This is a genomic window from Rhodococcus koreensis, from assembly GCF_900105905.1.
GTDB lineage: Bacteria > Actinomycetota > Actinomycetes > Mycobacteriales > Mycobacteriaceae > Rhodococcus_F > Rhodococcus_F koreensis.
On the sequence record NZ_FNSV01000005.1, the window covers coordinates 5,104,615 to 5,119,851 of the forward strand.

Annotated in this window: 11 protein-coding genes; 9 read left to right on the forward strand and 2 right to left on the reverse strand. The window is 68.0% G+C overall.

Annotated features, from left to right (window positions below; all coding sequences use genetic code 11):
- Positions 1-9 precede the first annotated feature (9 nt).
- From BLV94_RS27900 to BLV94_RS27940, 9 genes are all read left to right on the forward strand, one after another.
- Positions 10-2,334 (forward strand): hydantoinase B/oxoprolinase family protein, encoded by a 2,325-nt coding sequence (locus BLV94_RS27900; RefSeq protein ID WP_072942631.1) that lies wholly within the window; start codon positions 10-12, stop codon positions 2,332-2,334.
- A gap of 40 nt (positions 2,335-2,374) precedes the next feature.
- Positions 2,375-4,072: a (2,3-dihydroxybenzoyl)adenylate synthase gene (locus BLV94_RS27905; protein ID WP_072942630.1), complete on the forward strand. Its 1,698-nt coding sequence runs from the start codon at positions 2,375-2,377 to the stop codon at positions 4,070-4,072.
- A gap of 158 nt (positions 4,073-4,230) precedes the next feature.
- Positions 4,231-5,814 (forward strand): FAD-dependent monooxygenase, encoded by a 1,584-nt coding sequence (locus BLV94_RS27910; protein WP_072942628.1) that lies wholly within the window; start codon positions 4,231-4,233, stop codon positions 5,812-5,814.
- A 38-nt stretch (positions 5,815-5,852) separates the two neighbouring features.
- On the forward strand, positions 5,853-6,653 hold the full coding sequence (locus tag BLV94_RS27915) for a TetR/AcrR family transcriptional regulator (RefSeq protein WP_174705500.1): 801 nt from the start codon (positions 5,853-5,855) through the stop codon (positions 6,651-6,653).
- Between the two features lie 401 nt (positions 6,654-7,054).
- Entirely contained in the window at positions 7,055-8,101 is a 1,047-nt protein-coding gene (locus tag BLV94_RS27920) for a LacI family DNA-binding transcriptional regulator (protein ID WP_072942625.1), read from the forward strand.
- Positions 8,102-8,180: 79 nt separating this feature from the next.
- On the forward strand, positions 8,181-9,800 hold the full coding sequence (locus BLV94_RS27925) for an acyl CoA:acetate/3-ketoacid CoA transferase (protein ID WP_072942623.1): 1,620 nt from the start codon (positions 8,181-8,183) through the stop codon (positions 9,798-9,800).
- Positions 9,797-10,633, forward strand: coding sequence for an enoyl-CoA hydratase/isomerase family protein (locus tag BLV94_RS27930; protein ID WP_244163671.1), 837 nt, complete (start codon positions 9,797-9,799; stop codon positions 10,631-10,633). The genes BLV94_RS27925 and BLV94_RS27930 overlap by 4 nt, the downstream gene beginning before the upstream one ends.
- A gap of 46 nt (positions 10,634-10,679) precedes the next feature.
- A complete protein-coding gene (locus BLV94_RS27935) occupies positions 10,680-12,113 on the forward strand; it encodes an MFS transporter (protein ID WP_072942621.1) in 1,434 nt (477 codons plus the stop codon).
- A 37-nt stretch (positions 12,114-12,150) separates the two neighbouring features.
- Positions 12,151-13,161 (forward strand): LacI family DNA-binding transcriptional regulator, encoded by a 1,011-nt coding sequence (locus BLV94_RS27940; protein ID WP_072942619.1) that lies wholly within the window; start codon positions 12,151-12,153, stop codon positions 13,159-13,161.
- A gap of 45 nt (positions 13,162-13,206) precedes the next feature.
- Here BLV94_RS27940 and BLV94_RS27945 read toward each other — a convergent pair whose 3' ends face one another.
- Positions 13,207-14,010 (reverse strand): sugar phosphate isomerase/epimerase family protein, encoded by an 804-nt coding sequence (locus BLV94_RS27945; protein ID WP_072942617.1) that lies wholly within the window; start codon positions 14,008-14,010, stop codon positions 13,207-13,209.
- A gap of 1 nt (position 14,011) precedes the next feature.
- The gene (locus BLV94_RS27950; RefSeq protein ID WP_072942615.1) at positions 14,012-15,169 is read right to left on the reverse strand and encodes a dihydrodipicolinate synthase family protein; all 1,158 of its coding nucleotides are present in this window, start codon (positions 15,167-15,169) and stop codon (positions 14,012-14,014) included.
- Between the last annotated feature and the right edge of the window lie 68 nt (positions 15,170-15,237).

Sequence of the window (15,237 nt, forward strand, 5' to 3'; positions counted from 1 at the left end):
CACCCGAAGATGACCATGCAAATTCCCGGCGCCGAAATTTTCTCGAGCCGACCGATCGACCCCGACGAACTCTCACGCTCACTGCCGCCGTCGCTGCCCGTCCACAGCGTCACCCAGGAACAGATCGACGAACTCGACCCGCTGACCTACGAGGTCATCCGGCACCGGCTGTGGTCGGTCACCGACGAGATGGGCGAGGCCCTCAAACGGATGTCCGGCTCCCCCATCGTCACCGACGCGAACGACTTCGACTTCGCGATCAGCGACGAGATCGGCCAGGAAGTCCAGGTCGGCCTGTACAACACGATGCTCGTCGGCGCCGTCGACCTCGCCATCTACTGGACCCTCCGGCACCGCGCCACCAACCCGGGCATCACCGAGGGCGACATGTTCCTGTGCAACGACCCGTGGGTCGGGGGCGGCCTGCACCAGAGCGACGTGATCGTCTACCAGCCGGTCTTCTACGACGGCAAGCTGTTCGGGTGGACCAGCGCCATCTGCCACGAACCCGACCTCGGCGGGTCCGGGCTCGGTTCGTTCGACCCGTCGGCGAAGGACGTCTTCTCCGAGTCGTTGCCCACCCCGCCGATCAAGGTGGTCCGCGACTACGAACTGCAGCGCGACGTCGCCGACGCCTGGGTGCGGCGGTCGCGGGTGCCGATGCTCGTCGGCCTCGACCTGCGCGCGAAGATCGGCGCCAACACCGTCGGTCGCAACCGTCTGCTCGCGGTGATCGAGCAGTACGGCGCCGACACCGTCAAGGCCGTGATGAAGCGGATGATGGCGGACGCCGAGGGGCGTCTGCGCGGCAAACTCGACTCGTTGCCGGACGGCACGTGGAAGGCCACCGGCTACCAGGACCAGTCCCATACCGGTGACCGCGGAATTCACAAGATCACCGTGGCGATGACGAAGACCGCGGACCATCTCACCTTCGACTTCACCGGCACCGATCCGCAGACCGGTGTCATCAACTGCACGTACGCCGGCATGCGGGGCGGCGTGATGCTCGCCCTCCTGCCGATCCTCGCGGGTGACATCCCGTGGTCCGCCGGCGGGCTGATGCGCTGCTTCGATCTGGTCTCGGAAGAGGGCACGATCAACAACGCCACGTTCCCCGCCGCGGTCAGCCGCGGACCGATCGGACCGGCCTGGCTGACGGGCACGCTGATCGCCGAGTGCCTGTCCCAGATGCTCGACCGTTCCGTCGATCTCGGCAAGAGCGTTCAGGCCGCGTGCTGCGGCACGTGGGACACCGCGGTGATCGCCGGTCTCGATGAGCGGCCCGAGCAGTCGGTGCCGTTCCTGAACATCATGATGGAACCCATGTCCGGTGGGTACGGGGCCCGCCCGACCGCCGACGGCATGGACACCGGTGGCCTGTTCTGTATTCCGATGGGCCGGATCCCGGACACCGAGATGACCGAATTCCTCTACCCGCTGCTGACGCTGTGGCGCCGGGAGGAACCCGACTCCGGCGGGCCGGGACGCCAGCGCGGCGGTGTGAGTGCCTCGATCGCCGTCACCCCGTACGGCACCAGCCTGCCGATGGGATTGGTCCTGGCGTCCGCGGGCAAGGCCGTCGCCCAGAACAACGGACTCGCAGGCGGTTACCCCGGCAACACCGGGGTGGAAGTCCTCGCCCGCGACACCGGCGTGGTCGAGCAGTTCGCTGCCGGCCGCATCCCGGGCTCGCTGGACGACCTCGGCGGCGGTCGCGAATTCGGTGCCTGCTACGCCGAAAGCTATGTCGCCCCAGGCGAAGTGCTCTACATGCACTGGCAGGGCGGCGGCGGATACGGTGACCCCCTGCTGCGCGATCCGGCCGCGGTGGCCGCCGACGTCCGCGAGGGCAAGGTCACCGAGCACGGTGCCGAGACCGTCTACGGTGTCGTCCTCGCCGACGGTGACGCCGATGAGATCCGGACCTCGGATCGGCGGGACGCGATGCGCACAGAGCGCCGGAATCGCTCCGGAGGAACCCTGCCGGACGCCCCCGTGGTCGACCTCGCCGGGGCGCGCAGGCTCGACGACAACCTGGCCGAGGTCACCGTCGGAGACACCCGGGTGATCGCGTGCGCCCAGTGCGGACGCCTCCTCGGCGACGAGAAGAACAGCACCTCCCTCGATCTGGCGCGGTTCGAGGGCCCGTCGTCGACGGCCGGGCCGCAGGTCACGTCCGATCCGGCAGAGTACGTGGACGCCCCGGTCGTCTTCCGGCAGTTGTGCTGCCCCGGTTGCTGGACGGCCGTCTACTCCGGCATCGTGCCCGCCGATCACCCCGATCACGCCCTCGATGTGGCCCGGCTCCTGCCCGCGGTGGCGGAGCGGTGACTTTCCGGGTAATCGCACAATGGAGGGAAGGAGGACCGCGGTGACATTCTCGGACTGGGGCGGACGCCTCGTCACGTTCCCCGGCGACCGGGCCGCCCGCTATCGCGACAGCGGGGCGTGGAGCGACGACCCCACCGGGCGGCGGCTGCATCAGGTCGCCATCCGGTTCCCGGATCGGCCGGCGGTGATCAGCGCGGAAGGCTCGATGAGCTTCGCCGAGCTGGACAGGCGCACCGACGAGATCGCGGCCGGGCTGATCGGGCTCGGACTCCGCCGACTGGATCCGGTGATCTTTCAGCTGACCAATCGGCTCGAGACGGTCCTTGCGTGGTACGGATGCATCAAGGCCGGGCTGGTCCCGGTGGCCACCCTGGCCGCGCACCGCATGCACGAGATCGGGCACGTGAGCCGCACGGTCGGCGCCGTCGCCCACGTCGTGGAGGCCGGACTGCCCACGTTCGACCTCGTCGACTTCGCCCGTGAGCACGCCGACGGCCACCCCAGCATCCGGCACGTCATCACCGTCGGGGACGGGGCGGGCTCCGGCGGGCCGGACGTGATTCGACTCGAGGATCTCGGGGCCGGCGCCGATCCCGGTGCGGCCCGGGCCGCCGTCGAGGAGATCGAGGCGCACACCGATCCGCTCGACGTCGCCGCGTTCCAGCTGTCCGGGGGCACCACCGGTGTCCCCAAGGTCATTCCGCGGATCCACGCCGAGTACTGGAACAACGCCCGGATGTACGCGCAGCGGCTCGGATGGGACCAGGACAGCCGGGTGGCGCACCTGATTCCGATCATCCACAACGCCGGAATCTCGTGTGGGCTGCACGCGGCGCACTCGGTCGGCGCGTGCCTGGTGCTGGCCACCGCCGATGCGCCGACGGCCTTCGAGTTGATGGCGAAGGCGCAGGCGACCGAAGTCCTCATCGGACACGGCCACTACCAGGCGGTGCTGGGCCCGGACTTCGACAAGGCACGGGAGACGCTGCGTCGCGTCGTCCTGTCCGGTGCCAAGGTCCCCGCCGAATTGTTCGACCGCGTCGACGACGGTGCCGGCCACTGGGCGGGGCAGTTGTTCGGGATGTCCGAGGGACTGTTCACGGTGACCCCGCTCGACTCCCCCGCGCGGGCCCGCCTGACCACGGTGGGCACACCGATCGCCTCCGACGACGAAATTCGCATCCTCGAACCCGGCGGCGAGAGGGAACTCGCCGACGGTGAGGTGGGTGAATTGTGTTGCCGTGGGCCGTACACCATTCCCGGCTATTTCGACGCGGCCGACCACAACGCGGCCGCCTTCACTCCCGACGGCTTCTACCGCACCGGAGATCTCGCCGCGATCACCGTCGTCGACGGCGGGCGCTATCTGTCGATCGAGGGCCGCATCAAGGACCTTATCAACCGGGGCGGTGAGAAGGTCAACGCCGAGGAACTCGAACTACTCCTTCTCGAGCATTCCGGCATCGCGGATGTCGCGGTCGTCGCCATGCCCGATCCCCGCCTCGGGGAGAAGACGTGTGCGTATCTGATCGCGAGGGATGGGGAAGATGTGCCGCTCACCGAGATTCAGGAGCACCTCGCGAAACTCGGCGTCGCCAAGTTCAAGTGGCCGGAACGACTCGAGTGGGTACCCTCCCTGCCCCACACGAACGTGAACAAGATCGACAAGAAGCGGTTGCGTGCCGAGATCGCGGCGAAACTCCTCGCCGAGGCGGACGCGCCCCGCGCGGTCGTGTAGGGACCGCAGCGCGAATCGACTGCGGATCACCACTTTCGGGGCATGCCTGCACAGGTGTGCCCCGAAAGTCGTTCACCCCTATTCGTCGCCACTGGATTGACCAATCGACATATACGTAGAATAATCAACACAAACGTCACACAGACTGGAGTCAGCCCATGAACCTCGAGCGAGTCGCAGTGATCGGCGGCGGCCCCGGCGGTCTCTACGCCGCGAGACTGCTCAAGCGAAGCCACCCGGACGCCGAAGTGACCGTCTACGAACAGAGTTCTCCGGACACGACATTCGGATTCGGTGTCGGTCTGGCTTCCCGAACCCAGCGCAACCTCCGCGACGCCGACGCCGCGTCGCTGGACGCGATCGTGGCCGCCGCTCACCCGCACGAGATGTCGATGCAGGTCGGGAGCGAGGTCGCCCGGCTCGCGCACGGCGATCTCCTCGCGATCGCGCGCACGACGCTGCTCGCGGTGCTGCAACAGCACGCCCAGGATGCCGGCGTGCACCTGCGCTTCGGCGAACGGCGCGAGGCCGCAGATCTCGACGCGGACCTCGTCATCGCGGCGGACGGGATCAACAGCGCCACCCGCACGCAGCTCACCGACGAGTTCGAACCGCGAATCGACACCGGTGCCGGACTGTATCTGTGGTGCGGGACCGACTTCGCTCTCCCCAGCGCCATCTTCGTCCCGGTCATCACCGAACACGGCACGTTCGTCGCCCACGCCTACCCGTACGCGGCGGACCGCAGCACCTTCCTCATCGAAACCGATGAAGCCACCTGGCGGCGAGCCGGATTCGACGCGTCCACCGATCGCACCGCACCCCAGGACAGCGACGAGGTCTCACTGCAGTACCTCCAGGACGCGTTCGCGGAGACCCTGCAGCATCATCGGCTCATCGGAAACCGCACGAAGTGGATGCGGTTCCGCACCGTCGGCTGCACGCGCTGGCACAGTGGCAACGTCGTGCTCCTCGGCGACGCCGCCCATACCGCGCACTACTCGATCGGGTCCGGCACCAAACTCGCGATGGAGGACGCCATCGCGCTCGACCACGCCCTGACGAGCGCGGCGAACCTCGACGATGCCCTCACCGAATACGAGCGGATCCGTCGCCCCGCCGTCGAACACCTTCAGCAGATCGCCCACCGCAGCGAACTCTGGTGGGAATCGTTCCCGCAGCGCATGGACCTACCCGTCGACCAGCTGATGATCGCGTACATGACCCGGGCGGGAAAGGTCGGTCTGGACCGGTTCGCCGAGTCGGCGCCGACCGTCGTGTCCCAGGGCCTCGCGAGTTACGCGAGCCGGCCCGCCGGCACCGTGTCCCCCACCGACATCACGGACTGGATCCTCGCACAACCACTGGCCCACCACGGTGCGGACTTCGCCACCAGGATCGCGCCGGCAGACCTGCGCGACGCACCCACGACGGCGAAGCTCGACGTCGTATCGACCGCCGCCTGGGACGCAGAGGCCGACACCGTCGTCGACAACGCACCGCAGGCGGAGATCCTCTGGCTCACCGGACCGGACTCCCGCGTCGCCGTGCTGAACCGTCTCGACCTCGCCGAACGTCTACTCCGGGCCACTTCGGCGACCGTCGTCGTCGAGGCCCCCGAGACCCACCGCGCCGATGTGGCGGCCGGCCTGGCGAGCGCACGAGCGCACCTCGCGTTCTTCACCGAACCGGCGTCCGCGGAACCCGAGCCGGTCATGTCCGGCACCGGAGCGCCGACATGACCGCGCGGACCGCATCCGGCTCCCACTATCCTTCGGACATGACACGTGAGCAGGCCACGCCCAGCCGGCGAGGCCGCGGCAAGGCATCGGCAGGCCCGGCAGCGCAGCCCTCCGAGGACAGCGCAGCCGGTCGCAATCCCCGCCGCGAGCTGGTCGAGAAGCAGATCATGGAGCAGGCCACCCGGTTGTTCGCCGAGCGGGGATTCGCCAGCACCACCCTGCAGGACATCGCCGACGCCACCGGTCTGACCCGGCCCGCCCTCTACCACTACGTTGCCAACAAGGACGAACTGCTCTCACGGCTCGTCAGCGAGAGCACCGAGACTCCCGCCGCCCTGCTGCACGAGATCAACGAGCGCACCGAACTCGGCCCCACCGAGAAACTGCGCGAAATGGCGGTCGCCATCGCCATGCACCAAGGTGAGAACCCCGACCGGTTCAGGCTGATCATCCGATCCGAAGCGGAACTTCCGGAAGACATCGCGCGCAGGTACCAGCAGAGCCGACGGCACGTGCTGAAGGAATTCATCACCGTCATCGAAGACGGCATCAAAGCCGGCGAGATGCGTCCGGTCGATCCGCGGACTTCGGCACTCGGCATCATCGGCATGCTCAACTGGATCGCCTGGTGGCACCAGCCGGGGAAAGAGGACGACGACCGCGCCGTCGCCGCTCAACTCGCGGACATGGCACTGCGCGCCGTCGTTCACGAAGAGTCCACCCCGACCGGGCTCGAAGGACCCGCACGGGCGATCGCACTGCTCCGGCAGGACCTCAACTACCTCGAACGACTACTCGAGAGCACGCCGAAAAGCCCGAGCGACGACGCGGACGGCTGAGCAGCGACCCGTCTGGCAGAGCGCTGCGCCTTCGAGCGGTGCGGTGAGGCCGAGTGGCCGAGTCGGTTCATCAGCGTCTCGCCGGAAGGCATTCGGAGGAAGTCGATTTCGCTGCTCCGCCCGCGCCGCGGTGCAGGCCTCCGGATAGGAACATGCCTGGGTCATGCGCGCCTGGTCGGCTCCAACACCCAGTTCCCTCGTCGTCGGGCCCTTGTTTTCGGAACGGACCGGACAAAATGTTTTGGATCGATCCAGCAATGTTTTCCCTGATCGCCGCAGTTTCGGGGACCTGAATCGGCATATCTTCGCCTGACGTGGTCCATTTGCCTCTTGGATCGATCCAGCGTTGTGCGGTATGGTCTGTATCGCAGCTCACACCGATCAGCAGAAAGGGGCCGGACATGGGCCGAGTCACCCTCACCGACGTCAGTCGGCATGCCGGAGTGTCCCGCTCGACCGCGTCCCTGGTGCTCAACGACAGCCCGAGCGTCGCACCGGAAACCACCCGCAAGGTTCGGGAGGCGATGAAAGCGCTCGGCTACGTCTACAACCGGCACGCGGCGATGCTGCGCAATCAGCGGTCGATGACCCTGGGGCTGGTCGTCACCGAGGTGCAGAACCCCTACTTCGCCGAACTCGCGATGACGCTCGAGGACGTCGCCGATCGCAGCAACTACGCGGTGTTCATCGGCTACAGCCGTGACGATCCGGCTCGACAGCGCAGACTGCTCGACCGCTTCGTCGAACGCAGCATCGACGGCCTGATCCTGCTCCCGGCCGGGGACACACAGGCCGCTGAGATCGACGAACTACTCGCGTCCAGTGGCATCCCGCTGGTGCTGCTCGCCCGGCACTTCCATCTCAGCCACGACTACGTCGGTGCCGACAACGTCGAGGCCGGACGCCTGCTCGGCCGCCATCTGCGGGCAATGGGCGTGCGGACGGTGGCCATGGTCGGCGGTCCTCAGCACACCTCGGCTCGCCGCGAGCGCGAGGACGGCTTCCTCGACGCGATCGCGGGGTCGGACATGACCATGTCCCCGACCGAGGGCCTGTTCGGGGAGGCCACCCCGGACGGCGGCGCCGACGCCACCCGCCGGCTTCTCGACCGCGGCGAGATTCCCGACGCGATCGTGGCGTACAGCGACATCGTCGCCGTCGGCGTATACGCCGAACTCACCCGCCGGGGACTCGAACCCGGCCGCGACATCGCCGTCGGCGGCTTCGACGACATCGCCGGATCCGCGCACCGCACCCCACCCCTGACCACCGTCGCCACCTTCCCGACCAAGATCGGTGAGAAGTGCGGCGAACTGATCCTCGACCGGATCGGCCAATCGCTGACACCGAACGGTGCCGGCTCCCCGCCCGCGCACAGCCATCACCTCGTCGCCCCCGCACTTCGGGTGCGTGCCTCCACCGCTGCCTGGCGGCCTCGTCGCCCGTAGCGCGACCCCTTCCGCGTAGACCAGCACGGATCCGCTGCAACTATACCCGCCAAGTAAGCGCTTTCAAGGAGATTTTCCGATGCACACCCCTCGCGTACTCACCGCCCGCCAGGCCGCCGACCTCGTCCACGACGGCGACATCGTCACCGTCAGTTCGTCGTCCGGGCTCGGCTGCCCGGATGCCGTGCTCGCCGGTCTCGGACAGCGGTACGAGGAAACCCGGTCGCCGAAGAACCTGACCAGCATTCACCCGATCGCCGCCGGCGACATGTGGGGCATCAAGGGGATCGACCACATCGCTCGGCCCGGTCTGCTGTCCCGGGTGGTGGCCGGGTCGTACCCGTCCGGGCCGTCGTCGGCGGAGCCGCCGCGGATCTGGCAGATGATCGAGAACAACGAGATCGAGGCCTACAACTTCCCGTCCGGGGTGCTGTATCAGCTGCACCGGGCCGCCGCCGCGAAGCAGCCGGGTGTGCTCTCGAAGGTCGGTCTGGACACCTTCGTCGACCCGCGGATCAGCGCCGGCCGGATGAACACCGTCACCCCGGACGCGTTCGTCCGCGTGCACGAACTCGACGGCCAGGAATGGCTGTTCTACGACGCTCTGGTCCCGAACGTGGCGATCATCCGCGCCACCACCGCCGACACCCACGGCAACCTCACGTTCGAGGAGGAGGCGTCCCCGCTCGGCGCCCTGGACCTGGCCTACGCGGCCCACAACAACGGCGGTGTCGTCATCGCCCAGGTCAAGTACCTCGCCGAGGGCGGCAGCCTGAGCCCGCAGGCGGTGCAGGTGCCCGGAATCCTCGTCGACGCCCTGGTCTTGGCGCCGGATCAGTTGCAGACCACCCAGACCGAGTACGACCCGGCAATCTCCGGGGGGATGCGACGTCCGCTGAGCACCCTCGAGCCGGTGCCGTTCACCCTCGAGAAGATCATGGCCCGCCGCGCCGCGGCCGAGTTGCAGTCCGGGGAGATCGCCAACCTCGGCTTCGGTGTCTCCGCGCTGGTGCCGCACGTTCTGGTCGAGGAGGGATTGGCCGACGCGGTGTCCTGGGTGATCGAACAGGGCCCCGTCGGCGGAGTACCGTTGCTGGACTTCGTCTTCGGTGTCGCGCAGAACCCCGATGCGATCATGCAGAGTTCGGATCAATTCACCCTGCTGCAGGGCGGCGGGTTCGAGCACTCCCTGCTGTCGTTCCTCGAGATCGATCAGCACGGCAACGTCAACGTGCACAGTCTGCCCAAGCGCAGGCACGTCACCGCCGGAGTCGGCGGGTTCGCCGACATCACCTCCGCCGCCCCGTCCATCGTGTTCGTCGGATCGTTCACGGCAGGCCGCCGCGACATCGGCATCGAGAACGGCGCCCTGCAGATCCGGGCCGACGGCCCGCACACCAAATTCGTGAAGGAGGTCGATTCCCCGACCTTCTCCGGAAAGCGAGCGCTGGCCACCGGGCAGAAGGTTCTCTACGTCACCGAGCGGGCAGTGCTCGAACTGCGACCGGAAGGGTTGACCGTCATCGAGATCGCCCCCGGTGTGGACCTGCAGCGGGACGTTCTCGACAAATCCGAGTTCGAGCTGCGCGTCGACCCGAACCTGAAAACCATGGCGGCCGAGCTGTTTCGCCCGCAGCCGCAGAACCTGACCCTGGCCCCGCTGCCCGAGCACCCGCGCGTGCAGGCGGTGTGGGCATGACCGCAACCACCCCGACCGAGGACCATCACATGACTCCCACCGACGTCCGCACCGACACCGGCCGGATCACCGTCCGCTACTCCCACGAGGGCCGGATGGCGACCGTCCTGATCGACCGCCCCCGCAAACTCAACGCCCTCACCCTCGAGCTCCTCGACGACCTCTACACCGAACTGCGGGCGATCGAGCACTCCGACGCCCGGGTGGTGGTGGTGAAGACCGCGGGCGAGAAGGCATTCTGCGTCGGAGCGGACATCACTCAGTTCGCGCACTTCACGCCCGCGCACATGTGGAAGCGGTGGATCGCCGAAGGGCACCGGGTATTCAACTACCTGGCCCGGTTGCGTCAGCCGACGATCGCCGTCGTCGACGGGATTGCCGTCGGCGGCGGACTCGAACTCGCCCTGGCATGCGATCTGCGGGTCGGCGCCGGCACGGCGCGCCTGGGGTTGCCGGAAACCAGCCTCGGCACCATCCCCGGGTGGGGCGGCACCGAACGGCTCACCGCAGTGGTCGGCGCGGCCCGTGCCAAGGAACTGATCTTCACCCGCCGCCAACTCGACGCCGACACCGCCCTCGGGTGGGGCTTGCTGAACGCGGTCGCCGAACGTGACGACCTCGACACGGTGACGACAGAGATGGTCGACCGCATCCTCGAAGGCGCCCCCACCGCCGTCCAGGTGAGCAAGCAACTCGTCGACGCGGCCGCCGCCGGCGCCCCGTCCTCGATCCTCGAGGCGCTCGCCAGTGGGTTCACCGCGGCTACCGACGATTTCGCGATCGGCGTCACGGCATTCCAGAACAAGACCACCCCCACCTTCACGAACTCCTGACCCCCGCACCTCCCGCAGCGATCCCCTCGAACGGATTGGCAGATCCATGACCCTTGATCCTCACCCCGCGGCAGACCCCGACGCAGACACCCAGGTCCCGGTGGTCACCAAGGAAGACCTCCGCAAGGCCGCCTGGGGCGCCTCCGCAGGCAGCGCGCTCGAGTACTACGACTTCGCCCTCTACAGCCTGGCGTCCGCGCTGGTGTTCGGGCCCCTGTTCTTCCCGACCGACAATCCCGCGACGGGCCTGGTGCTCAGCTTCGCTACCTACTTCATCGGCTTCGCCGTCCGCCCGCTGGGTGGGGTGTTCTTCGGCCGACTCGGAGACCGGCTGGGCCGAAAGTTCGTACTGATGGCCACCATCATCCTGATGGGTGTGGCCAGCACCTGCATCGGTCTGCTGCCGACCTACTACGGCAGCGAGGGCGACTGGTACTCCGGCGGTGTCGGAATGCTCGCGCCGATCCTGCTGATCGTCCTGCGCATCGCCCAGGGCCTCGGGGCCGGCGCCGAGATGGCTGGTGCGTCGATCCTGATGACCGAGTACTCGCCGCCGAAGAAACGCGGCTTCTACGCCTCGCTGCCCTTCCTTGGTGTGCAGGTCGGCACGGTCGTTGCGGCCCTGGTGTACTTCCTCGTCTACCGCGGGCACAGCGAGATCACCGACACCTGGCTCTGGCGGGTGCCGTTCCTGGCCAGCGTCGTCATCCTCGCCGTCGCGATGTACCTGCGGGTCAACCTCAAGGAATCGCCGACGTTCAAGAAACTCGAAGCCAAGGACCAGATCGACGAGCGTCCGCTGCACAACCTGCTGAAGCACTCGCGTCCCTCCCTGCTGCGCGGCATCGGGTTGCGGCTCGCCGAGAACGGGTCCTCCTCGATGTACCAGGCCCTCGCCGTCGCATACGTGACCAGTGCCGCCGTCGGCATCAAGGGCCCCATCGGCGCCCTCTCGCTGGTGTTCGCCGCCTCCCTCGGATCGATCGTCATTCCGATCGCCGGCAAACTCTCCGACCGTTTCGGCCGGGTCAAGACTTACCGCGCCTTCGCTTACTTCCAGTTGGTGTCCGCCTTCCCGATCTGGTGGGCACTGAGCCAGGGCAGCGTGGTGCTGACGATCGTCGTGATCTCCCTCGCGCTCGGCATCGGCACGTGGGGCATGTTCGGATCCCAGAGCGCCTTCATGAGTGAGTTGTTCGGGTCCCGTCAGCGCTACCTCGGCGTGTCGGTGGCCCGTGAGGTCTCCGCGGTACCCTCCGGCGGCATCGCACCGCTGATCGGCGCCTGGATCATCGCGATGGTCGTCGCCGCCGACGGCGGCAAGGAGGTGCCCGGCGCAGGGCTGGGATCGTGGGTGTTCATCGCCGGATACCTGTGCATCCTCACCCTCATCACGATCGGCACGACGTACATCACCCCCGACCCGATCAACCGCGACCTCGACGACCCCCTCGACGCGGTCTCTGCCGCCCGCAACTGACCGTACGACGCGACCCGTCGAAGAACAGGGGAATCCGGTGGCACAGCGGACCCGAGCGTCAGCGAGCCGTCGTCCGACGATCATCACGGTGGCGAAGGCCGCCGGGGTGTCGACCGCGACTGTCTCCCGGGTGCTGAGTGGAAGCTCCGCTGTGACACCGGATCTCGCTGCTCGGGTGCACAAGGCCGCCGACGACTTGTCCTACCGCCCGAGCAGCGCCGCCCGGGGCCTGGTGCTGGGGTCGATGCGCAGTGTCGGTGTGATCCTGCCCGACCTGGCGAACGCGTACTTCTTCGACGTGGTCAAGCAGATGCATCACGGCGCCACCGAAGACGGATACCGGATGCTCGTCGCCGACTACTCCGGTACGGCGGCCGACGAATACGCCACCGCCCTCGACCTGCTCGGCCAGGTCGACGGGCTCGTTCTGCTGTCTTCGCGAATTCCGTTGGCGGGACTGACGGAACTGGCCCGGCAGCCGGCTCCGGTGGTGCTGGTGAATCGGATCGAACGCGGAATCGACCTGCCCATGGTCGCGATCGACAACTTCACCCCCATGATGCAGCTGTGCGGGCACCTGGCCCGGCTCGGTCACCGCCGGGTCGTCTACCTCGCGGGATCGGAACTGTCGTGGCAGAACCGGGAACGGTGGCGCGGCCTCGAGATGGCGAGGGCATTCGGGATCGACGCGGTCGAGGTGGCCTCGGACGGCACCATCGAGGGCGCGTACACCGCCGTCGACGAGGCGCTCACCCATGAGCCGACCGCACTGATCTGCTTCAACGACCTGTCGGCCCTCGGGGCGATCTCGAAGCTACGTGGGCTCGGACTTTCCGTGCCCGAAGACATTTCGGTCACGGGGTTCGACGACATCGCCGTCGCCCGGCACATCGACCCTCGCCTGACGACCGTGGTGAGCCCGAAGTCCCGGCTCGGCGACCAGGCGTGGGCCTTGATGCACGCGGCACTCGCGTCCGCACCCAGCACCTCGCCCCCGCTTTTGTCCGCCGACATGGTGATCCGCGACTCCACCGGCCCGGCGAAGTGACACCGGTTCGAGCGCCGGCCTCACCCGAGGCCGACGCTCGGACGCTCAGATGCGGGCGAGGCCTTCGGTGGCGGCCTCGGTGGCTGCCAGGGCGGTCTCGGCCCACCAGCGGTCGCTGAGGACTTCGACCTCCACGAGTCCCCGATAACCGGCGCGCTCGCACTCGGCGACGAATCCGGTCATGTCGATGCAGCCCTCGCCGGGCATGCCGCGGCTGCTCAACTCCCCGTGGATCGGGGTCACCCAGTCGGCGAGCTGGACCGAGAACAGCTTGTCGCCGGCCCGGGCGATCTGTTCCGGCAGCGCCGCGTCCCACCACACGTGATACGAGTCGATCCCGATCCCCACCAGGTCGGAGTCGATGGACTCGACCAGATCGTTCGCCTCCTGCAGCGACGTGATGACGGATCGGCTCGACGCCATCATCGGGTGCATCGGTTCGACGGCGAGCCGCACACCGGCCGCTCGCGCGTAGGGCTCGAGTTCGGCGATGCCGTCCGAGACCTGCCTGCGGCCGCCTGCGAGGTCGCCGTAGGCGGCGCCGCACACGAGGTAGAGGCATTCCGCGTCCAGGGCGTGCGCCTGATCCACGGCGACCCGGTTGTCGTCCATGGTCTTTCGCCGCAGCGTGGCGGTCGGTTGCGGGAACATCCCGCCGCGGCAGACGCTGCTGACCCGCAGGCCTGACTGCCGCAGCCGGGTGGCCGCCGCGGTCAGGTCCAGGTCCTCGAGCACGTCCCGCCACAGGCCGACGCCGCCGAACCCCCACATCTCGGCGAGGTCGGCCACCTCCGTGAATCCCGATCCCTTGACGGTGACGGAATTCAGGCTGCACCGCGCGAGGTCCATGTCAGCGGATCCCGTGCACCGCGAAGTACGCAGAGGCGCGTGCGGCGGTGAAGTCCGGATCGGTGAACAGGCCGATCGCGTCGCCGGCGCGGACCAGTTCGGCGAGATGCGTCAGGCTGCGGCCGGTTTCGAAGCCGCCGATCATCCGGAAATGGTCCTGCTTGCCGCCCAGGTACGCCAGCCACGCCACCCCGACCTTGTAGTACTGCGTCGGTGCGGCGAACAGCAGCCGGCTCAGGGTTTCGGTGGGGCCGAGGATGTTCCGGAAGCCCTGCTCGTCGCCGTCGTCGAGGCGGGCGAACGCGGCGGACGCGAACGGGCCGAGCGCGGCGAACGCACCGAGGAGCGCGTCGCTGGTGTGGGTGCCGTCGCCGGCGATCAGGTCGACGTAGTTGTAGTCGTCGCCGGTGAATACCCGGACACCGTCGGGCATCCGCCGCCGCAGGGCGATCTCGAGGGCGGGGTCGAGCAGCGACACCTTGATGCCACGCACCCGTTCGCGGTGGTTGTCGATGATCTGCAAAACGGTGTCCATCGCCGCTGACGGGTCGGAGAATCCCCAGTAGCCGTCGAGTGCGGGGTCGAACACCGAACCCAGCCAATGCAGCACGACCGGCCGGGTGGCCGCCGACAGCACCGCGTCGTAGACGGAGAGGTAGTCGTCGGGGCCGCTCGCCGCCCGGGCGAGGTGCCTGCTGGCCATCAGCACCACCTCGCCACCGGCGGATTCGATCGCCTCGACCTGCTCGAGGTAGGCGTCGCGGATCTCCTCCAGTGATGGCGAATCGGTCTTCAACTGATCGGTGGCGACACCGACGACTACCCGGCCGCCGACCGACTTCGCCTCGGTGAGGGTGCGGACCGCGAGTTCGCGCGCGCCGGCCCAGTCGAGCCCCATGCCCCGCTGCGCGGTGTCCATCGACTCGGCCACCCCGAGTCCCAGCGACCACAGGTCGCGGCGCAGTTGCAGGGTGGCGTCCCAGTCGATCTGGTCCGCGGCGTTCTCGGCGGACGCGCGCAGCGGATCGGCGACCACGTGCGAGGCCGCGTACACCGCCCTGCTGGTCGGAGCCGCGGACCGGGTGTCCAGCCGGGCGGGCTCACCGAGCACGAGCGTGCCGGTCGAACGATCGAGGTCGGGAAGAACAATCGAGGCCATGAAATCTCCTGAAATCGCTTTCTTGCTGAAGTATGGATCACGATATACTGTGATGAATAGCAAGGTCT